Annotated in this window: 21 protein-coding genes; 10 read left to right on the plus strand and 11 right to left on the minus strand. The window is 71.9% G+C overall.

What is annotated here, in order from left to right:
• Nucleotides 1-201 precede the first annotated feature (201 nt).
• Nucleotides 202-963, minus strand: a complete 762-nt coding sequence (locus tag ACZ4TG_RS37320; protein ID WP_468172618.1) for an SDR family oxidoreductase — start codon at nucleotides 961-963, stop codon at nucleotides 202-204.
• Between the two features lie 83 nt (nucleotides 964-1046).
• On the opposite strand from ACZ4TG_RS37320, the gene ACZ4TG_RS37325 reads away from it, so the two are divergent.
• Complete coding sequence (locus ACZ4TG_RS37325; protein ID WP_468172621.1) at nucleotides 1047-1640, plus strand: TetR/AcrR family transcriptional regulator; 594 nt, start codon at nucleotides 1047-1049, stop codon at nucleotides 1638-1640.
• Nucleotides 1641-2010: 370 nt separating this feature from the next.
• Nucleotides 2011-3480: a sensor histidine kinase gene (locus ACZ4TG_RS37330; protein WP_468172774.1), complete on the plus strand. Its 1470-nt coding sequence runs from the start codon at nucleotides 2011-2013 to the stop codon at nucleotides 3478-3480.
• A 168-nt stretch (nucleotides 3481-3648) separates the two neighbouring features.
• On the opposite strand, the gene ACZ4TG_RS37335 is transcribed toward ACZ4TG_RS37330, so the two are convergent.
• Nucleotides 3649-3906, minus strand: coding sequence for a WhiB family transcriptional regulator (locus ACZ4TG_RS37335; RefSeq protein ID WP_004937597.1), 258 nt, complete (start codon nucleotides 3904-3906; stop codon nucleotides 3649-3651).
• 317 nt (nucleotides 3907-4223) lie between these two features.
• Nucleotides 4224-5189 carry a diacylglycerol/lipid kinase family protein gene (locus ACZ4TG_RS37340; protein ID WP_468172624.1) on the minus strand — a complete coding sequence of 322 codons (966 nt, stop codon included), beginning with the start codon at nucleotides 5187-5189 and terminating at the stop codon, nucleotides 4224-4226.
• Nucleotides 5190-5273: 84 nt separating this feature from the next.
• On the opposite strand from ACZ4TG_RS37340, the gene ACZ4TG_RS37345 reads away from it, so the two are divergent.
• Nucleotides 5274-5726, plus strand: a complete 453-nt coding sequence (locus ACZ4TG_RS37345) for a hypothetical protein (protein WP_468172627.1) — start codon at nucleotides 5274-5276, stop codon at nucleotides 5724-5726.
• A gap of 23 nt (nucleotides 5727-5749) precedes the next feature.
• Here the strand turns inward: ACZ4TG_RS37345 and ACZ4TG_RS37350 are convergent, their stop codons facing one another.
• The 3 genes from ACZ4TG_RS37350 to ACZ4TG_RS37360 all read right to left on the minus strand — a co-directional run bounded on the left by ACZ4TG_RS37350 (nucleotide 5750) and on the right by ACZ4TG_RS37360 (nucleotide 7654).
• Nucleotides 5750-6763 (minus strand): RNA polymerase sigma factor SigF, encoded by a 1014-nt coding sequence (locus ACZ4TG_RS37350; RefSeq protein ID WP_468172777.1) that lies wholly within the window; start codon nucleotides 6761-6763, stop codon nucleotides 5750-5752.
• 11 nt (nucleotides 6764-6774) lie between these two features.
• Nucleotides 6775-7188 carry an ATP-binding protein gene (locus ACZ4TG_RS37355; RefSeq protein ID WP_008741530.1) on the minus strand — a complete coding sequence of 138 codons (414 nt, stop codon included), beginning with the start codon at nucleotides 7186-7188 and terminating at the stop codon, nucleotides 6775-6777.
• A 205-nt stretch (nucleotides 7189-7393) separates the two neighbouring features.
• Entirely contained in the window at nucleotides 7394-7654 is a 261-nt protein-coding gene (locus ACZ4TG_RS37360; RefSeq protein WP_468172630.1) for a UBP-type zinc finger domain-containing protein, read from the minus strand.
• A gap of 55 nt (nucleotides 7655-7709) precedes the next feature.
• Between ACZ4TG_RS37360 and ACZ4TG_RS37365 the strand changes: the two genes are divergently transcribed.
• Nucleotides 7710-9290: a Na+/H+ antiporter gene (locus tag ACZ4TG_RS37365; RefSeq protein ID WP_468172633.1), complete on the plus strand. Its 1581-nt coding sequence runs from the start codon at nucleotides 7710-7712 to the stop codon at nucleotides 9288-9290.
• Between the two features lie 108 nt (nucleotides 9291-9398).
• Here the strand turns inward: ACZ4TG_RS37365 and ACZ4TG_RS37370 are convergent, their stop codons facing one another.
• The 4 genes from ACZ4TG_RS37370 to ACZ4TG_RS37385 all read right to left on the minus strand — a co-directional run bounded on the left by ACZ4TG_RS37370 (nucleotide 9399) and on the right by ACZ4TG_RS37385 (nucleotide 13141).
• Nucleotides 9399-10307, minus strand: a complete 909-nt coding sequence (locus ACZ4TG_RS37370; protein ID WP_468172636.1) for a 1-aminocyclopropane-1-carboxylate deaminase/D-cysteine desulfhydrase — start codon at nucleotides 10305-10307, stop codon at nucleotides 9399-9401.
• Nucleotides 10308-10542: 235 nt separating this feature from the next.
• Entirely contained in the window at nucleotides 10543-11133 is a 591-nt protein-coding gene (locus tag ACZ4TG_RS37375) for an N-acetylmuramoyl-L-alanine amidase (protein WP_468172639.1), read from the minus strand.
• Nucleotides 11134-11298: 165 nt separating this feature from the next.
• The gene (locus ACZ4TG_RS37380) at nucleotides 11299-12504 is read right to left on the minus strand and encodes a globin domain-containing protein (protein WP_468172642.1); all 1206 of its coding nucleotides are present in this window, start codon (nucleotides 12502-12504) and stop codon (nucleotides 11299-11301) included.
• A gap of 184 nt (nucleotides 12505-12688) precedes the next feature.
• Complete coding sequence (locus ACZ4TG_RS37385; RefSeq protein WP_468172645.1) at nucleotides 12689-13141, minus strand: RrF2 family transcriptional regulator; 453 nt, start codon at nucleotides 13139-13141, stop codon at nucleotides 12689-12691.
• Nucleotides 13142-13391: 250 nt separating this feature from the next.
• On the opposite strand from ACZ4TG_RS37385, the gene ACZ4TG_RS37390 reads away from it, so the two are divergent.
• From ACZ4TG_RS37390 to ACZ4TG_RS37410, 5 genes are all read left to right on the plus strand, one after another.
• Nucleotides 13392-14798: a family 2B encapsulin nanocompartment shell protein gene (locus tag ACZ4TG_RS37390; RefSeq protein ID WP_468172648.1), complete on the plus strand. Its 1407-nt coding sequence runs from the start codon at nucleotides 13392-13394 to the stop codon at nucleotides 14796-14798.
• A 35-nt stretch (nucleotides 14799-14833) separates the two neighbouring features.
• A complete protein-coding gene (locus ACZ4TG_RS37395) occupies nucleotides 14834-15883 on the plus strand; it encodes a family 2 encapsulin nanocompartment cargo protein polyprenyl transferase (protein WP_468172651.1) in 1050 nt (349 codons plus the stop codon).
• Nucleotides 15884-16030: 147 nt separating this feature from the next.
• A complete protein-coding gene (locus ACZ4TG_RS37400) occupies nucleotides 16031-16633 on the plus strand; it encodes a GNAT family N-acetyltransferase (RefSeq protein WP_468172780.1) in 603 nt (200 codons plus the stop codon).
• Nucleotides 16634-16720: 87 nt separating this feature from the next.
• Nucleotides 16721-17302 (plus strand): dihydrofolate reductase family protein, encoded by a 582-nt coding sequence (locus ACZ4TG_RS37405; protein ID WP_468172654.1) that lies wholly within the window; start codon nucleotides 16721-16723, stop codon nucleotides 17300-17302.
• Between the two features lie 36 nt (nucleotides 17303-17338).
• The gene (locus tag ACZ4TG_RS37410; protein WP_468172657.1) at nucleotides 17339-17539 is read left to right on the plus strand and encodes a hypothetical protein; all 201 of its coding nucleotides are present in this window, start codon (nucleotides 17339-17341) and stop codon (nucleotides 17537-17539) included.
• A gap of 57 nt (nucleotides 17540-17596) precedes the next feature.
• Here ACZ4TG_RS37410 and snpA read toward each other — a convergent pair whose 3' ends face one another.
• On the minus strand, nucleotides 17597-18256 hold the full coding sequence (gene snpA / locus ACZ4TG_RS37415) for a snapalysin (protein ID WP_468172660.1): 660 nt from the start codon (nucleotides 18254-18256) through the stop codon (nucleotides 17597-17599).
• A 208-nt stretch (nucleotides 18257-18464) separates the two neighbouring features.
• On the opposite strand from snpA, the gene ACZ4TG_RS37420 reads away from it, so the two are divergent.
• Nucleotides 18465-19397 carry a LysR family transcriptional regulator gene (locus tag ACZ4TG_RS37420; protein WP_468172663.1) on the plus strand — a complete coding sequence of 311 codons (933 nt, stop codon included), beginning with the start codon at nucleotides 18465-18467 and terminating at the stop codon, nucleotides 19395-19397.
• Nucleotides 19398-19559 lie beyond the last annotated feature (162 nt).

Below are 19559 nucleotides of genomic sequence, written 5' to 3' on the forward strand. Positions count from 1 at the left end.
GAACGATGTAGATGTCGCAATCCACACCGAACCCGGAGGCCCTCACCCATTTCAAGAACCCAGCACGCGTGTCACCAACGTCCCGGGACAACACAGCTAGGCCCTGCCGGCCCGGGGCCCTGCTGGCCCGGGGCCCTGCCGGTCCAGGGCCTTGCCGGTCGGGCCGGGAGTGCTTTCGGCCCGACCGGCGCGGTATCCCCGCTAGAGCAGCGCCAGTTGGAGGCCGCCCGTGGCGTCCAGGTGGCGGCCCGTCATCCAGCGGGAGTCCGGCGAGGCCAGGAAGGCGACCACGTCCGCGACCTCCTCCGCCGTGCCGATCCGGCCGAACACGGAGCGTGACGCGGCGTGGGCCCGGGCCGCGGGGTCGGCCAGCCAGGCCGCGTTCAGGTCGGTCTCCGTGATGCCGGGACCGACCGAGTTCACGGTGATCCCGCGCGGGGCGAGCGCGGCGGCCAGCGACACCGTCAGGGCGTTCACCGCGCCCTTCGCCATGATGGTGGCCAGGATCGCGGGCAGCGCGATGTCGGGGGTGCCGGTCACGTTCACGATCCGGCCCCCGTCCCGCAGCCGCGCCAGTCCCTCGCGGATCACGAAGAACGGCGCCCGCGCGTTGAGGGCCTGCGCCCGCTCGTAGGCGGCCTCGTCCGTCTCCTCGATCCCGCCGAAGAACGCCGCCCCCGCGTTGTTCACCAGGACGTCCACCTCCTCGGTGTGCGCCGGGTGGGCCTCGTACGCCGCCCAGAGCGCCTGCGCGTCACCCGGCACCCCGAGCTCCGCCCGGATCGCGAACGCCCGCCCGCCGGCCGACTCGATCGCCGCGACCGTCTCCTTCGCCGCCGCCTCCTGGTGCCCGTAGTGCACCGCGACGAGTGCCCCGTCCCGTGCCAGCCGCTCGGCCACGGCCCGGCCGATGCCCCGGCTGCCGCCCGTGACCAGCGCCGTCCTGCCCTTGAGCACGCCCATGACGCGCCCCCCTTCGCAATCTCTAGTGGTCGCTACAGAACGGACCGTAGCAGATTCCGTAATGCCCGCTATAGAATGAGCGCATGGTGACCGGACAGCGCGGCAGGCCCCGCTCCTTCGACCGCGACGCCGCCCTCGACAAGGCCATGCTCGCCTTCTGGGAGCGGGGCTACGAGGCGACCTCGATCGCCGACCTGACCAAGGAGCTCGGCATCGGTGCGCCGAGCCTCTACGCGGCCTTCGGTGACAAGCGCAAGCTCTTCGACGAGGTCGTCGTGGTCTACGGAGGCCGGTACGGCGACTTCGCGGGCGTGGCGCTCGCGGAGGAGCCCACCGCACGCGCGGCCATGGACCGCATCCTGCGCGAGGCCGCCGAGATCTACACGGACCCCGCCCACCCGCCGGGCTGCATGGTGATCAGCGCGGCCATCAACACCACCTCCGAGGAGGTGGCCGAGGCCCTGCGCGTGCGGCGCAACGCGAACCTTGAGATGTTCGAGAGCCGGATCAGGGCCGACGTCGCCGCCGGCCTGCTCCCGGCCGGTACGGACGCACGCGCGCTGGCCCGCTACACCGGGGCCGTGCTCCAGGGGATGTCGCAGCAGTCGCGCGACGGGGCGACCCGGGAGGAACTGGAGGCGGTCGCGGAAATGGCGGTACTCGCCTGGCCGCGGTAAGGGAATTCGAGGAAATCGGGCCCTGAAATTCCTCTGGGCCACGGTGCAGGACGGGACCCTCAACCCGTCCGGCACCGTAGCCCGGAGTACTTACGGCCGGCGGGTGTGCGGTTCCCTCCGGCCGGTGGGAGGGGCCTGCGCGGTCAGGGCAGAGCGCGCGGCTTCCTCGATCCGTCCTCCTGTGCGGGGAGGGCGGAAGCTGTGGCCAATTGTGGACTAGACCAATCTGTCCTGTCCATCCAATGACGGGGGTCGTAATCCCGTCACTTCCTCCAACAGTACGCGGACTCGGGCGCTCCTGGGTACTCCTGAGTATTCGCCGTGGGAAAAGTCATGACCCTACCCGGGGTACGCTCGCCACGTGCCCTCCATGAACGACCTCGTACGCCAGCACACCGCTCTCAGTGAAACCGAACTGGAGTGGCTCCACCTGCTGGTCTCGGAGTGGCAGCTGCTCTCCGACCTCTCCTTCGCCGACCTCGTGCTGTGGGTGCCCACCCTCGACGGCACGCGGTACGTCTCGGTCGCGCAGATGCGCCCGAACACCGGCCCCACCTCGTACCAGGACGACATGGTCGGGCACCTGGTTCCGCGCGGCCGGCGCCCGCTGCTCGACGCCGCCCTCGACGAGGGCCGGATCGTGCGCGAGGGCGACCCGGAGTGGCGCGAGGAGGTTCCGGTCCGCGTCGAGTCGATCCCCGTCCGCCGCGAGGGCCGCGTACTGGGTGTGATCGCGCGCAATACCAACCTGCTCACTGTGCGTACACCGAGCCGACTGGAGCTGACCTACCTCCAGTCCGCCTCCGACCTGGCGCAGATGATCGCGGCGGGCTCCTTCCCGTTCCCCGGCCAGCAGGTCGACATGGACGCCTCCCCCCGGGTCGGCGACGGCCTGATCCGCCTCGACGCCGAGGGCGTGGTGACGTACGCGTCCCCGAACGCGCTCTCCGCCTACCACCGGCTCGGGCTCGCCTCCGACCTGGTCGGCCAGCACCTCGGCAACACCACCGCCGAACTCGCCCCCTCCCGCGGCCCGGTGGACGAGGCCCTGGAGAAGCTCGCCAGCGGCTGGGCCCCCCGGGAGACCGAGGTCGAGGGCAACGGCGGGGTCATCCAGCTGCGCGCGATCCCGCTCAAGCCCAAGGGCACCCGCATCGGCTCCCTGGTGCTGTGCCGCGACGTCACGGAACTGCGGCGTCGCGAACGTGAATTGATCACCAAGGACGCGACCATCCGGGAAATCCACCACCGGGTGAAGAACAACCTCCAGACCGTGGCCGCGCTCCTGCGGCTCCAGGCCCGCCGGATGGATTCGGAGGGCGGCCGCGAGGCGCTGAACGAGGCCGTCCGCCGGGTCGGGTCGATCGCGATCGTGCACGAGACGCTCTCTCAGAACCTGGACGAGCGGGTGGAGTTCGACGAGATCGCCGACCGGGTGATCGCCATGGTCGCCGAGATCTCGCCCGGCAAGGTGGACTGCCGGCGTACCGGCCGGTTCGGGATCCTGGACGCGGAGGTGGCCACTCCGCTGTCGATGGTGCTGACCGAGATCCTGCAGAACGCCCTGGAGCACGCCTTCACCCAGGGGGAGGGCGGCACCGTCGAGGTCTCCGCCGCCCGCTCCGGCTCCGGCCGGGTCGACGCCCGGCTGCTGATCACCGTGCTCGACGACGGGAGCGGTCTGCCCGAGGGCTTCGACCCGCAGCGGGCCGGCAACCTCGGGCTGCAGATCGTACGCACCCTCGTGGAGGGCGAACTGGGCGGCACCTTCGACATGGTCCGGGTCGAGCCGCGCGGCACCCGGGTCGTGCTCGACATACCGGCCAGCCCGCAGAAGTAGTAGCAGCGAGTAGCAGCGGGTCCGTCACTCAGGGTGACGAATCGCCGGAAGTCCGCCCCGGACAGCACTGAGCCCCGGACCGAAGGTTCTCGGTCCGGGGCTCAAGAGCACGTTGCTGAGCGCTTATACGGTTACTACGCGCTGCGGCTCGAGGCTCGAAAGTCGATGTCAGGCGGTGGCGTTGCGCGCCCGGTTGCGAGCGGCGCGGCGCTTCATCGCGCGGCGCTCGTCCTCGCTGAGACCGCCCCAGACGCCGGAGTCCTGACCGGACTCGAGCGCCCACTGCAGGCACTGCTCCATGACGGGGCAGCGGCGGCAGACGGCCTTGGCTTCCTCGATCTGCAGCAGCGCAGGACCGGTGTTGCCGATGGGGAAGAACAGCTCGGGGTCTTCCTCACGACAAACGGCGTTGTGACGCCAGTCCATGGCTGCTACCTCTCTTGTGTGACATGCACGTTGCTTGTGAATGTGAACGCTTTCACGAATCCCCCCGTGAGGGAAGGGCCGACGCCCAGTTGCCCGGTGCGGTCCAAGATTTGTGGAGGGGTTCTGGCGGTCTGTGTGGGTGCCGGTTCTGCGGGCTGTCCCGATCGCCATGTAGAGATTCGCAAACCTCGGACGGGGATACAACCCCTTCCGGAAAGTTTTTTTGGATTCGTCGGTGTCTACTAGGTCACAGCCCTAGTTCCTAGGGGTGGACCAGCGTGTAAACGTTCGAGTGAAAGGACTTTGGCCCCTTCCACTCACACAATCACACGCAGTGCACGGCGAACGCCTGTGAACCGAACGCTGGTCCGCAGTCCGAGGTGGTCGCCGTCCATCTGGAACGGGAGGGGAACCTTCGAATGCAAGGTGAAGTCGGTCAGATCGTGCAGAGACACCGCATGCTTGCCGTGCGGACCGCGCTCAGGAGTCGAGGTCAGGAGCTGTGTGGCGTACCTGGCGACCGCCGGAGTTGACAAACGATTGAGTGCCAATACGTCAAGCGCGGTATCGAACGACGCCTCCGGAGACGCATACAACGGCCTGTTGCCGAGGTACGTCCAGGGCGAGGTGTTGCAGACTATCGACAGCACGAGGTCCGTCACCGGATCCGCGCCGGGCCGCTCCAGCGTGACCGTGCCGTGCCTGCGGTTCGGCTCGTCCCAGAACTGACGCATGAGCTGTCGTACGTACAGGGCATGCGTCGAACGCTTGCCGCGCTCGCGCTGCTGCTCGACCCGTCCCACCACACCCGCGTCGAAACCGAATCCCGCGCAGAACGTGAACCAGCGCGCCGGGACCGACTCGTCCTCCGTACCCGGGCTGCCGGCCGCCAGGCCGAGGCCCACCGTCCGCTCCCGCTGCTCGCGCAGCGCGTCCAGCAGGGCGCCCGTCGCCTCGACCGCGTCGTTCGGCAGTCCGAGCGCGCGGGCGAACACGTTCGTGGAGCCGCCGGGGACCACGGCCAGCCGGGGCAGCCGGTCCGGATCGGGGCCGTTGTGCAGCAGCCCGTTGACCACCTCGTTCACCGTGCCGTCCCCGCCCAGGGCCACGACGAGGTCGACACCCTCGTGGGCCGCCTTGCGGCCGAGGTCCCGCGCGTGCCCCCGGTACTCGGTGGTGACCGCCTCCAGCTTCATCTCGCTGGCCAGGGCATGGGTCAGTACGTCACGCGTGCGCGCGCTGGTGGTCGTCGCTGCTGGGTTGGCCACGAGAAGTGCACGCATGGGCGCCAGCCTACCCACCCCTGATCAGGGCGCCCATACTGCCCGTCCCCTCCCGGCCCGGCCGGGCGCGGCTACCCTGCTGGGGTGAGTAAGAAGCCGACCAAGAACGCCCCCGCCGTACCGGCCGCCGCAGCGCCCGCCGCGCTCCCCGGCCGGCTGACGGCCGCCGCCGCGCTCACCGCCCTGGAGGGCCTGGCGCTGGCCGCCCTCGGCGTCTACATGCTGTTCGTGGGCATCGCCGGCGACCCCGACTCCCCGCAGCAGGCCGAGACCGGGGGCATCACCCTGCTCGCGCTCGCCGCGCTCCCGCTCATCGCGGCGCGCGGGCTGCGCCTGGGCCGCCGCTGGAGCCGCGGCCCGGCGCTGATCACCCAGCTGATGGCGCTGCCGGTGGCCTGGACCCTGTGGAACACGGGCGGGGCGATGACCGCCGCCGCGGTGGCGCTGGCGCTGGCGGCAGTGGCCGTCGCCGTACTGCTGGTGAACCCGACCGCCACCGAAGCACTGGGGATCGGGCCTGGGGAACAGGCCCGATAACCCGTACGCACCCGGGGTGCGGCCTACTCCTCGACGAGGAGCTTCTCCCGGAGCTGGGCCAGGGTGCGGGCCAGCAGCCGGGACACGTGCATCTGGGAGATGCCGACCTCCTGCGCGATCTGCGACTGGGTCATGTTGCCGAAGAAGCGCAGCAGCAGGATCCGCTTCTCCCGCGGCGGCAGCCCCTCCAGCAGCGGCTTGAGCGACTCGCGGTACTCGACGCCCTCCAGCGCCTCGTCCTCCGAGCCGAGCGTGTCCGCCACCGCCGGCGACTCGTCGTCCGTGTCCGGGACGTCGAGGGAGAGCGTGCTGTAGGCATTGGCCGATTCCAGCCCCTCCAGCACCTCCTCCTCGGAGATCCCGAGCCGTTCGGCGAGCTCGTGGACCGTGGGGGAGCGGCCGTGCTGCTGTGACAGTTCCGCCGTGGCGGTGGTCAGCGAGAGCCGCAGCTCCTGGAGGCGCCGCGGCACCCGTACCGCCCAGCCCTTGTCGCGGAAGTGGCGCTTGATCTCGCCGACGACCGTGGGGGTGGCGTACGTCGAGAACTCGACGCCGCGGTCCGGATCGAACCGGTCCACCGACTTGATCAGGCCGATGGTCGCGACCTGCGTGAGGTCGTCGAGCGGCTCGCCGCGGTTGCGGAACCGCCGCGCCAGGTGTTCCACCAGCGGCAGGTGCATCCGGACCAGCCGGTTGCGCAGCTCCGCCCGCTCCGGCGAGCCGTCGGGCAGCTCCCGGAGCTCGAAGAACAGGGCCCGCGCGCCGCTGCGGTCGCGCGGATCCGGCAGCGCCGCCGACGGCAGGGCCAGGGGCGGAGCCGGCGCCGCCGGGGCCGTGGCAGCGGCATCGGCCGGCTGGGATGGTTGTGGTTGTCCGTGCTGGTTGTCGCTCATAGGGCCCGCCCGTCGCTCCGCCGAGTCCAAAAAGCCGTCTTCCGCATCCGCGTCAGCCGGGTGCGGCCGGGCGTGCTGTTGTTCCGGGATGCCGCCGTCGACCTCGTGCCGTACCCGGGGCCGATCCCCGCCCCGCACCGGGATCTCCCCGCCGCTCACGCCGGGCCTGGCCCCGCGCCGCGCTGTTTGTAAAGGCTGATGCTCACTGTCCGGTTCTCCTCGACCGTGGCCTCGACCTTGCCGGCCAGCGCCGACAGGACCGTCCACGCGAACGTGTCCCGCTCCGGTGCGCGCCCGTCGGTGGTCGGTGCGGAGACCGTGACCTCCAGCGAATCGTCCACCAGGCGGAAGACGCAGCTGAGGACGGAGCCCGGCACGGCCTGCTGGAGCAGGATCGCGCAGGCTTCGTCCACCGCGATGCGGAGGTCCTCGATCTCGTCGAGGGTGAAGTCCAAACGTGCCGCGAGGCCGGCCGTGGCCGTTCGCAGCACCGACAGGTAGGCACCCGCAGCCGGCAGCCGGACTTCCACGAAGTCCTGGGTCCCGGGCTCGCCTGCGATCTGGGACACCCTCACCTCCAAGGTGGTACGAGCTCTGTTCGCCGGTGACGCTATCGCGATCCGGGCGATCGTGTCGCGGCACCCCTCATGGCGCACACCCGAAGCACCCGCACCTGTGGGCCGGTGACTGATGGTAAGCCCATGGGTACGCTCAGTGGCTAGGGGTCTGCGGGCCCAAATCAGGGGAACCGGCGGAGGGTTGACCTACCCCGCCTCAGACGATCGAACCGTCGACAAAACACCACCGCCAGGTCTCGCCCGGCTCGAAGCTCCGCATCACCGGGTGGCCCGTCTCGTTGTGGTGGGCCGTGGCGTGCCGGAACGGGGAGGAATCGCAGCAGGCCACATGCCCGCACCCCAGGCACATCCGCAGCTGGACCGGATGGCTCCCGAGCGCCAGACATTCAGGGCAGGTCAGGGCAAGCGGGATGGGCTCGGGGCGCGGCAGTTCGGCAACGTGGGTGCACTCGCTCATGATGGCCAGCGTACTGAGGTGCGGGCGCCCACTTGACGATGAGGACGGGTCTTCGATGGAGGTATTGCCGCTGGTGGCGCTGGTCGCGGGCAGCGCGGTCGTCGCGGGACTGGCACGCCGGACACCGGTGCCCGCCCCGCTGATGCTCGTCGCGGCCGGGCTGATAGCGGCGTACATCCCGGGCGTGCCGTCGTACACGCTCGACCCGCACATCGTGCTGCCCCTGCTGCTCCCGCCGCTGCTGCACACGGCCGCCGTGGACAGCTCGTACCTGGACCTGCGGGCCAACGCCCGGCCCGTCGCGCTGCTGTCGGTCGGGTACGTGCTCTTCGCGACGCTCGCCGTCGGGTACGCGGCCTACCTGGTGGTTCCGGGCCTGTCGCTGCCCGTGGCGCTGGTGCTGGGCGCGGTGATCGCGCCGCCCGACGCGGTGGCCGCCACCGCGATCGCCCGGAAGCTGGGGCTGCCGAACCGGATCACCACCATCCTCCAGGGCGAGTCCCTGGTGAACGACGCCACCGCCATCACCGCCTACAAGGTGGCCCTGGCCGCGGCGGTCGGGGTCAGCGCCGGGTGGGCGGGCGGGATCGTCGAGTTCCTGCTGGCCTCCGTGGGCGGGGTCGGCGTGGGCCTGTTGCTGATGGTGCCGATCCACCTGCTGCGCAGGCGGCTGCGCGAACCGCTGCTCCAGAACACCCTCTCGCTGCTGATCCCCTTCGTGGCGTACGCGGCGGCCGAACGGGTGCACGCCTCCGGGGTCCTCGCGGTGGTCGTGGTCGCCCTGTACCTCGGGCACCGGAACTGGCAGGTCGACTTCGCCACCCGGCTCCAGGAGGCGGCGGTGTGGAAGATGATCTCCTTCCTGCTGGAGTCGGTGGTCTTCGCGCTGATCGGCCTCCAGCTGCCGGTGGTCCTGAAGGGGCTCGCGGAGTACGAGGGCTGGGACGCGGCCTGGTACGCGCTGGCGGTGTTCCTGGCCGTGGTCGTGGCCCGGTTCCTGTGGGTGTTCCCGGCGACCTTCCTGCCCAGGGGGCTGTCCGAGCGGATCCGCAGGCGGGAGCCCGAGACCGACTGGAAGGCGCCGGTGATCGTGGGGTGGGCCGGGATGCGCGGGGTGGTCTCGCTGGCCATCGCCTTCTCCGTGCCGACGACCGTGGCGCACCGGAACCTGATCCTCTTCCTCACTTTCACGACCGTCATCGGGACGCTGGTGGTCCAGGGCCTGACCCTGCCCCCGCTGATCCGCCTGCTGCGGCTGCCGCCGCGCGACCTCCAGGCGGAGACCCTGGCGGAGGCCCAGGCCCAGAGCGAGGCTTCGCGGGCGGCCGAGGAGCGGCTCGATGAACTGCTGGAGGACCCGGCGAACGCCCTGCCGCCGCCGCTCGCGGACCGGCTCCGGACGGTGCTGGAGCGGCGGCGCAACGCGGTGTGGGAGCGGCTGGGCGAGGTCAACGCGGTCACGGGGGAGTCGGCGGACGCCGTCTACCGGCGGCTGGCCGGGGAGATGATCCAGGCCGAGCGGGAGGTGTTCGTCACGCTGCGGGACCAGCGGCGCATCGACGACGAGATGCTGCGGGCGCTGCTGCGCCGGCTGGACCTGGAGGAGGCGGCGGCGTACCGCGAGGAGTCGTCCTGAGGGGACGCGGCGCGCGGGGGCGGCGGACGCGGGCGGCGGGGCGGGGGTCGGGGCCGGGGTCAGAGGCAGGGGGCAGGGCCTGACCGGGCCAGGGGTGCGGTCGCGGGGTCAGGGGGAGCCGGTGACCACGGCCGCGAGCGTGGTGCCCCGGGGGAACGCGGCGGAGCGGGCCAGGGCGGCCAGGGCCCAGAGGAGCTTGGCCACGTAGATGCGCTCCACGCCGATCCCGTGGCGGGACTCGAAGTCCGCCGCGAACGCCTCCAGTTCCGCCGGGACCTTCGCGTAGCCGCCGTGGTCGAAGCCCTCGGCCAGGCTCCAGTCTCCGGCCGGGCCCCCGAAGGCGGCCTGCTGGAGGGAACGTATCTCCGCCGCCAGGAAGCCGCCCGCGAGGACCGGGACGCCCAGCGCGCGCCCGCCGGGCCCCAGCCCCGCCGCCAGGCCCGCCAGGGTGCCGCCCGTGCCGCAGGCGACCGCGACCACGTCGGCCGCCCCGCGCAGCTCGCGGCCCAGCTCCGCGCAGCCCCGCAGGGCCAGGGCGTTGCTGCCGCCCTCCGGGACGACGTACGCACCCTCCGCGCCGGCGGCCGACAGTACCCGGGCCAGCGTTTCGGGCTCGGCCTTGCGGCGGTACTCCGACCGGGGGACGAAGTGCAGCCGCATCCCGTCCGCCGCGCACCGGGCCAGCGAGGGGTTGAGCGGACGCCCGGCCAGCTCGTCGCCCCGGACCACCCCGACCGCCGGCAGACCGAGCAGCCGCCCGGCCGTCGCGGTGGCCCGCAGGTGGTTCGAGTAGGCCCCGCCGAAGGTCAGCAGCGCCGGGAAGCCGCCGTCCACCGCCGCCCGCAGGTTCGGCGCGAGCTTGCGCCACTTGTTCCCCGGCAGCTCCGGGTGCACGAGGTCGTCCCGCTTGAGCAGCAGCCGTACGCCGTGCCGGTCGAACCGCTCGTCGCGGATCTCCTGCACCGGCGAGGGCGGCCGCGGCCGCAGGAGCACGTCGGGGTTCGCGGGGCGGTTCACCCGTCCATTGTGGAGCGCTCCTGCCCGCGCCGTCGCACGTCAAAGCCCCGCCCACACGATTCGGGTGGTCCGAGCGTGGCCGGCGCCGGCACGCCGGACTGTCTTGCTCGCCGCCGCCCAGCGGGCCTGGGCTGTGCCCCGCGGGTGACGCGCGCGTGGAGCGGTGCTCCAGGAAGTCGGATCCGGGCGATCACGGTGGCGTGGCCACCGACCCGGTGTCGGGCACGGGCGGCCGTCACTTCAGGCGGTCGGCCACCCGGTCGCGGAACCAGGCCATCGTGAACCCCTTCGGGTCGATCTTGCCGGGCTGCCATTCGAGGTGGCCGATCACCGAGCGCCCGGTCCATCCGTGGGCCCGGCACAGCGCCGCCGCCGCCCGGACCATGGCGTCGAGCTGGACCTGCGGCCAGTCGTCCTCGCCGTCGCCGAGGTTCTCGCACTCGAAGCCGTAGAAGTGGCGGTTGCCGTCGGTGTCGGCGTGGTGGTCGGCCGGGAGCCGCTTTTCCGCCTTCACCGCCGCCAGGACGTCGGAGTCGCCCGCCCCGGCGTGGTTGGCGCGGCCGTACCCGACCAGGTGGACCCGGCCGTCCTTGGTGATCACGCCGTGGCAGAGCGGGCCGGGCAGGGCCTCGTCGCCGTCCCGGCAGAGCGCGACGGTGTACGAGGTCCCGTGCGTGACGGTGTGGTGGATCATCACCCCGTGCACCGGGCCCCAGGGCCCCTTGTGGTTGCGGTTGTGGGTGCGCCAGGCGCCCACCTCGACGACGGTCAGACCCTCGTGCCGCAAGGCTTCGATGAACCGGTCCGCGGACAGGGGTGCGGCCATGGCCGCCTCCTTTGCCGTGCGTGGCGGTCACCTTTCGTGTCCGCCTCGTTACCTACCGGTGTAGTGGAGCGAGTCCTTCCGGGGCTAGTGCATTCGTACGGCGAGCGAGCCGATCCGGACATCGGTCCGTCCGGGCCCGCCGCCCGCCGCGACGGGGCGCGCGCACTACGCCGAGGCGAGCCACAGGTCCGGGCCGAACACCTCGTAGTGGATGTCCGCCGCGGCCACGCCCTTGCCGAGCAGCTGCTCGCGCACCGCCCGCATGAAGGGGAGCGGCCCGCAGAGGTAGGCCTGGGTGCCCGGGGCGACCGGGACCTGCGCCAGGTCGAGCCGGCCGGCGCCGTCGCCGGGCTCGGCGCCCTCGTGGCCGCTCTCGTACCAGAAGCGGACCGAGGCGTCGGCGAGCTTGTGCGCCAGCGCCCGGTGGTCGTTGCGCAGGGCGTGGTCGGCCGGGGAGCGGTCCGCGTGCAGGACGGTCACCGGCGAGGCGTGCCCGGTGTCGGCCAGGTGCTCCAGCATCGACAGCATCGGGGTGCAGCCGATGCCGGCCGAGGCGAGCAGCACCGGCGCGGGCGAGTCCCGCAGCACCAGGTCGCCGTAGGGGGCCGAGACGCGCAGGGTGTCGCCGACGCCGGCCGCGGCGTGCAGGTGGTTGGAGACCTCGCCGTCGGGGCCCGCGGCGGCCGGGCCGTGGACCCGCTTGACGGTGATCGCGCGGATCGGGGAGCCGGGGGAGGTGGAGAGGCTGTACTGGCGGATCTGCCGGGCTCCGTCGGGCAGTTCGACCTGTACGGAGACGTACTGGCCGGGCCGGAAGGGGGGCGCCCCGGCGCCGTCGGCCGGGGTGAGCCGGAAGGTGGTGCAGTCCGCGGTCTCCTCGACGCGGGCGGCGACGGTCCACTCGCGCCAGACGTCGCCCGCGACGACGCGCTGCTCGGCGTACAGGCGCTCCTCGATGGCGATGAGGGCGTTGGCCATCAGCCAGTACACCTCGTCCCAGGCCTCGGCGACCTCGGCGGTGACGGCCTCGCCGAGCACCTCGGCAATGGCGGAGAAGAGGTGCTCGTGGACGACGGGGTACTGCTCTCGGGTGATGCCGAGGGAGGCGTGCTTGTGGGCCATCCGGCCGAGCATGACGTCGGGGCGGGTGTCCGGGTGCGCGAGGAGGTGGGTCGCGAAGGCGGCGATGGAGCCGGCCAGGGCCTGCTGCTGGAGGCCCGCGTTCTGGTTGCCGCGGTTGAACAGGTCGCGGAGCAGGGCCGGGTGGGCCGCGAAGAGCTTCGCGTAGAAGAGCTCGGTGATGTCGCCGATGGCCGCCCCGACGGCGGGCAGGGTGGCGCGAACGGTCGCGGTCGACTTCTCGGACAGCATCGGGGAGCTCCTCGTGTCAGTGGTGTGCAAGTGTGCGTAAGTGGTATACAAGATGCGTATTTAACGGCGCGGTGAATTCCGGCGGCCTGGACGTCCGTGCGGACATCTGTGCGGCCACCGGTTCGAGGGGTTTGCGGGGCGGGCGCCGCGGCCGGACGCCGCTCGGAACCGGCCACCCGCCCCCTCAGGCCCGGACCCCGCCCGGCGGGCCGCCCGAGATGCCCAGCAGCAGGGGCCCGGTCGGGGCCGCGACCAGGTCGTTCACCGTGAGGGGGTCGAGCGCGGCGAAGAACGCCTCCTGGGCCCGGCGCAGCGCGCCGCGCAGGACGCAGGCCCCGCGCAGTGGGCAGGGGGTGGCGCCGTCGCAGTCCACGACGTCGCCGGCCCCTTCCAGTTCGCGCACCACCGCGCCCACCGAGGCAGCGCGTCCGGCGGCGGTGAGGGTCAGCCCGCCGCCCCGGCCGCGCCGGGCCTCGACCAGGCCGAGGTGCTGGAGCCTCGCGACCACCTTGGCGGTGTGGGTGTAGGGGACCTCCATGGTCGCGGCCACGTCGCGCGTGGTGGGGAGGTCCGCGTCCTCGACCGCCAGGCGCATCAGGACGCGGAGTGCCAGATCGGTGAACCGGGTCAGCCGCATGACCTCAGGGTAGGGAAACTTGCATTTCCAATGCAAATTAACTCCCCGTCCCCTGGCCCTCGCGGTGGCCCCGGAGGAGAGCGATGGCTGAAACGCGTGGGGCCGGAGGTCCTGTAGAGGGGGAGGTGAACTCATGAGAGTGCCCACGCCCCGGACGGAGTAGTCCCACCCTTTTGTGTAATGGTCCCACCACGTTCCGTACTGAAAGGCTGCATCCCGCAGATCCATGGAGTGATCGAAAGGGAAATACATGTCGGTCCAGGCAGGTTCCGAATCCGGCGTCCAGGCACCGCAGCGCAGTCTCGGGACCTCGGCCGCGCGGAACTTGGCAACCACGACCAAGTCCGCTCCGCAGATGCAGGAGATCACCTCCAGGTGGCTGCTGAAGATGCTTCCGTGGGTGTCGGTGCAGGGCGGTACGTACCGGGTCAACCGCCGGCTGAGCTACTCGGTCGGCGACGGACGCGTCGAGTTCATCAAGACCGGGACCCAGGTCCAGGTGATCCCGGCCGAGCTCGGCGAGCTCCCGCTGCTGCGCGACTACGAGGACGTCGACGTCCTGACCGAACTTGCCGCGCGGTGCCACCAGATCGACTTCGAGGCCGGCCAGGAGCTCACCTCGTTCGGCAGCCCGTCCGACAAGGTGTTCCTGCTCGCCCACGGCCGCATCGAGCAGATCGGCACCGGCCCCTACGGGGACGACGCGGTCCTCCAGACCGTCGCCGACGGCGCCTACTTCGGCGAGGACGCCCTGGTCGACGAGGAGGCGATCTGGGAGTACACCGCCCGCGCCGTCACCTCCGGCACGGCGCTCGTCCTCACCCGCCAGGACTTCCAGATCCTCGCCGACCGGGTCGAGTCGCTCCGCGCGCACGTCGACGGCGTACGGTCGCTGCCCGCCCAGCGCACCAACAAGTACGGCGAGGCCGCGATCGACCTCTCCGCAGGCCACCAGGGCGAAGCCGTGCTGCCCGGCACCTTCGTGGACTACGAGGCCCGCCCGCGCGAGTACGAGCTCTCCATCGCGCAAACGGTTCTGCGGGTCCACACGCGCGTCGCCGACCTGTACAACCAGCCGATGAACCAGACCGAGCAGCAGCTGCGGCTCACGGTCGAGGCGCTCCGCGAGCGCCAGGAGCACGAGATGCTCAACAACCACGACTTCGGCCTGCTCCACAACGCCGACTACGACCAGCGCATCCAGCCGCACGACGGCGCGCCGAGCCCCGACGACATGGACCAGCTGCTCAGCATGCGGCGCGGCAGCAAGTTCTTCCTCGCCCACCCGAAGGCCATCGCCGCCTTCGGCCGCGAGTGCAACAAGCGAGGCCTGTACCCGGAGTCGGTCGAGATCGGCGGTCACCGCGTCCCGTCCTGGCGCGGGGTGCCGATGTTCCCGTCCAACAAGATCCCGATCAGCGACGCCCGGACCACCTCCATCCTGTGCATGCGCACGGGCGAATCGGAGTCGGGCGTCATCGGCCTGCACCAGCCGGGGATCCCGGACGAGATCGAGCCGAGCACCTCGGTCCGCTTCATGGGCATCAGCGAGCAGGCGATCATCTCGTACCTGGTCACCACCTACTTCTCCGCCGCGGTGCTCGTCCCGGACGCCCTCGGCGTCCTCGAGAACGTCGAGATCGCCCGCTGGCGCTGATGAGCGGACCGGCCGAACAGCAACCGGGAGGCGCGATGGCGACCACCGAGGCGATCACCACCAGCGAGGGCCACGAGGCCGCGGCCCTCCTGGAGCGGACAAGAGAAACGGTCAACCCGGAGCTGCGCCGGACCGTCGAGAGCCTGCCGGGCGGGATGCGGCGGGTGGCGATGTACCACTTCGGCTGGGAGCGGGCGGACGGCACCCCGGCCACGGGGAACGCGGGCAAGGCCATCCGGCCCGCGCTCGTGCTCGCCTCGGCCCAGGCCCTGCAAGGGGCCGGGGGCAAGCCCGGGGACGCCGTCCGGGCGGCGGCGGCCGTGGAGCTGGCCCACAACTTCACGCTGCTGCACGACGACGTCATCGACAAGGACGTGCGGCGCCGCGGCCGGGCCACGGCCTGGACCGTCTTCGGGATACCCGACGCGATCATCACGGGCGACGCCATGATGTCGCTCGCGCTGAAGCTGCTCGCCGAGGACCCGCACCCGGCCTCCGGCGCGGCGGCGGCCCGGCTCGCGGCCTGCGTCATCGAGCTCTGCGCGGGGCAGCAGGCGGACTGTGCCTTCGAGCGCCGACCGGACGTCTCGCTCGACGAGTGCCTGACGATGGCCACGGCCAAGACCGGGGCGCTGCTGGGCTGCGCGTGCGCGCTGGGAGCGCTGTACGCGGGGGCCGGGCCGGACGAGGTCGACGCGATGGACGCCTTCGGGCGGGAGGCCGGGCTGGCCTTCCAGCTCATCGACGACCTGATCGGCATCTGGGGCGACCCGGGGCACACCGGCAAGCCGGCCGGGGCCGATCTGATCGCCCGCAAGAAGTCCCTCCCGGTCGTGGCCGCCCTCACCTCGGGCACCGCGGCGGGGGAGGAGCTGGCCGCCCTGTACGCGGGCCCCATGACCGGGGACGACGTACACGCGGCGGCCGACGCGGTGGACCGGGCCGGCGGCCGCGACTGGGCGCAGGCCCACGCAGCGGACCGGATGGGCCGGGCCGTGCAGCAGCTGTCCAGGGCCGTCCCGGACCTCGGGGCGGCGGGCGGGCTGCTGGCGCTGGCGGAGTTCGTCACGCGCCGCACCAAATAGCTCCGGGTGTGGAGGGGGCCTGTTCCGGCACCGCAGGGTGGCGGAACAGGCCTTTTCGCGTCCGCGGCCCGTCCGCGCCTTCGCAACTCTCCGGCCCAACTCTAGGATCGCTCGCGGTTGTTGACGGGTGAGCGAAGGGTGGGTCCAGTGGTGCTGGAGATACGTCAGGCGGATCAGTCGGACCGGGACGCGGTGGCGCGGCTGCTCGACGAGGCGTTTCGCGACGACCCGGTGAGCGGCTGGGTCTTCCCGGACCCGGAGCACCGGGCGGCGGTGCACGGGAAGTTCCTCGGCGTCTTCGTGGACGTGGCGCTGGCCGAGGGCCGGATCGACTGCGCCGCGGACGGCTCGGCGGCGGCGCTGTGGCTGCGGGTCCCGGCGGGCGATCCGGGGGGCGAGGCCGTCGAGGACGAGGTCCCGGCGAAGATGCGCGCGGCGGCCGACCCCGACAACGAGCGGTGCGAGCTCGTGGGGCGGCTGACCGGGGAGGTGCACCCGACCTCGGAGGAGCACGAGTACCTGCTGATGATCGCGGTCGCGCCGGGGCGGCAGGGCGAGGGGCTGGGTACGGAGCTGATGCGGCCGGTGCTGGAGCGGTGCGACCGCGAGGGGGTGCCCGCGTACCTGGAGGCGAGCAGCGAGCGCAGCAAGGCCCTGTACGAGCGGCTCGGCTGGGAGTTCACGGGTACGGCGGTCCAGCTGCCGCAGGGGCCGCTGATGTGGCCGATGTGGCGCAAGCCGCGGGGCTGAGAAAAGGGGCTTGGCAAAGTACTTCAGCTGAAGTACTTTAGCCGACGTGCCCCGGAGCGGTGGCACTGCCGAACGGAAGAGACTCGCTTGCGCAGGCTCACGTACTTCATCGCCACGTCGGTCGACGGGTTCATCGCGGACCCGGATGGCGACGGGGACTACTTGACCCGGTGGATGGACCCGGAGTACTCCGGCGCCATGTTCGGGGAGTTCCCGGAGACCCTTCCCACCCACGTCCGCAAGGCGATCGGCGCCGACGGTGCGGCGGGCAGGCACTTCGACGCGATCGTCATGGGGCGCGGCACCTACGACCCGGCGCTCAAGGTGGGCATCACCAGCCCCTACGCCCACCTCGACCAGTACGTCGCCTCCCGCTCCATCGCCGAGTCGCCGGACCCGGCCGTGGAGATCATCAGCGGGGACGTGGCGGCGCGGGTGCGGGAGCTGAAGGCGCGGCCCGGTCTGGGGATCTACCTCTGCGGCGGGGCCGACCTGGCCGGACAGCTGGTCGACGAGATCGACGAGTTCGTCATCAAGCAGTACCCCGTCTTCGCGGGCTCGGGCATTCCGATGTCCCGCGCCGGCTTCGCGGTCCGCGAGCTGGAGCTGCAGGACGTCAAGCACTTCCCCGGCGGCCAGGTCGTGACCAGGTACGCGCGCAAGCGCTGACCCGCCGGATGCGCGGAACCGGCCTACCGTGGAGGTATGGCCGGTGACGAGCAGCAGCAGGCGCAGGAGACGATCGCCCCGCAGGCCGGGCACGAGCAGCGCTCGTGCGCGGTCTGCGGGCGTTCCGTGGACACGACGATCAGGCGGCGCAAGTCCCTCGGGATCTTCGTACCGGAGTGGGGTCCGGGTCCCTGCCGGAACCCGGACTGCCCCGCGTACGCGCCCCCGGAGAGGTAGGGCCGGACCCGGGCGCTCCCTCGCGGAACCCGCCCGGCTCCGCCCGGCGGGTACGGTCTAGCCCTTGGCGCCCAGACCCGAGGCGGCGAGGCCGTTGGCCCACAGCTGGTTGACGCGCGAGCGCTCGGCGGAGTTCGGGTTGGGGTTCGTGCAGGACGTACCCGGTCCGCCGCCCGACATCAGCTCGCTGCACGGACCCGAGTAGTGGTCCGGCAGACCCAGGACGTGGCCCGTCTCGTGGGCCGTCACGCGGGTGGAGTTGTACTGCTGGTTCTGCGCGTAGTCGAGGAAGATGTAGCCCCGGCCGTGGCCGTCCGTGCTCGCGTAGGAACCCCGCGAGTCGTTGCCCTCGTAGTACGAGAAGTTCCCGCCGGAGGACACCTCCTGGAGCTTGACGTTGGACACCGAGCTGTTCCAGATCTGCGTCGACCGGGATATCACGCTGCGGAAGCTGGGCGCGTTGCGGGTGTTGTAGGTGACCGTGACGGCCTGGATGCCGGGGTTGGCGGCCTGCTGCTCGGCCACCGAGCGCTGAACGGCCTCGAAGAAGGCCTTGTTGGCGGCCTCGTTCTCCTGCGAACGCTCGTACGCGGCGTAGCTGGCGGCATTGCCGACGGGGGCGGGGGCGGCGCTGGCGGTGGGGACGACGCCGGCCAGGGCGGCGGCGAGGCCGACGCCGACGGTGGCGGCAAGCACGGCCTTACGGGAGTGGCGCATGTGGGGGGGCTCCTACTCATCCGGTGTGGGGGGTGGGTCGTTCGGTACCGGAGTCTGCGGGAGCACGAGTGCCCGGCGGATGATGTCAGCCATCGATAACGCCGGGCTATCGGGGAGTTTTCGGTAGGTCAACTAGCGTGAGAATGGCGGGATTCGGGGGGCTATCAGCGACTGGTGCGGCCTGGACCGCCCGCCCTACCCTCTGGTCATGGAGCTCGAGGTGAGGCATCTGCGGGCGCTGTGCGCCATCGCCGACGCCGGCAGCCTGCACAAGGCGGCGCGGCAGCTCGGCGTGAGCCAGCCCTCGCTGACCACCCAGCTGCGCCGTATCGAACGCGCCCTGGAAGGGGAGCTGTTCCTGCGAGAACGGACCGGATGTAGGCCCACACCATTCGGCCGTACCGTACTGGGCCGGGCGCGCCCGCTGCTCGCCGAGATGGCCGCGCTCGTCGCCGAAGCCCGGGCCGCCGCGCACGGGCCGCGGCTGCGGATCGGCTCGACCGCCAGCCGCGCCCTGCCGGGGTGGCTGCGCAGGCTGCACCGGCGGTCCCCGGAGACGGAGACCTCGCTGGTGGTCGACGTGTCGGCCAACGCGCTGCTGAGGATGGTGGCTTCGGGGCAGCTCGACGTGGCGTTCGTGCACGAGGTGGAGGGCAGCCCGCTGCGGGTGCCGGCCGGGCTCGAGCTGCGCGTGCTGATGGAGCGCGAACCGCAGTTCGTGTCGATGTCGCGGGACCATCCAGCGGCGCGGCGGCCCGTGGTGGAGTTACGGGACCTGGCGGGCGACCGCTGGACGGTCGACCCGTCGGTGGACGGCGAATGGGACGGCCTGCGGCGGGTGTTCGCCGGGGCCGGGCTGGATCCGCCCGTGCTGCACGCCGATTACCACACGGCGACCTCGCTGATCGTCTCCGGCGAGGCCGTCGCCCCCTGCCAGCCGACCTCGGGGCCGCGGGACGACATGGCGATCAGGCCGCTGTCGGGCGACCCGCTGGCCGTACGGCTGCTCCTGGCGACCCTGCCGGGCGCGCACGCGGAGGTGTACGAGGACCTCCGCGCGGCCTACCGCGAAGCCGCCCTGCGCACCCCGCCGTACCGGGCCTGGCTCCACCACCACGCGAGCCCGCTGCTGGCCGCGTAGGCCGCCTCCCACCCGTACCCCCCTCCGGCCGCCGGAGGGGGGTACGGCTGTTCTCCGTCCCCCGCTTGACTTCCCCTGACCGCGATATATCGTGTTATTCAGAAGACGCGATATGTTGCGTGCGTCGAGCCAGGGTCCGTAACGCACGAGGAGGAGCAGCAC

Source organism: Streptomyces sp. NPDC028314, from assembly GCF_055565795.1.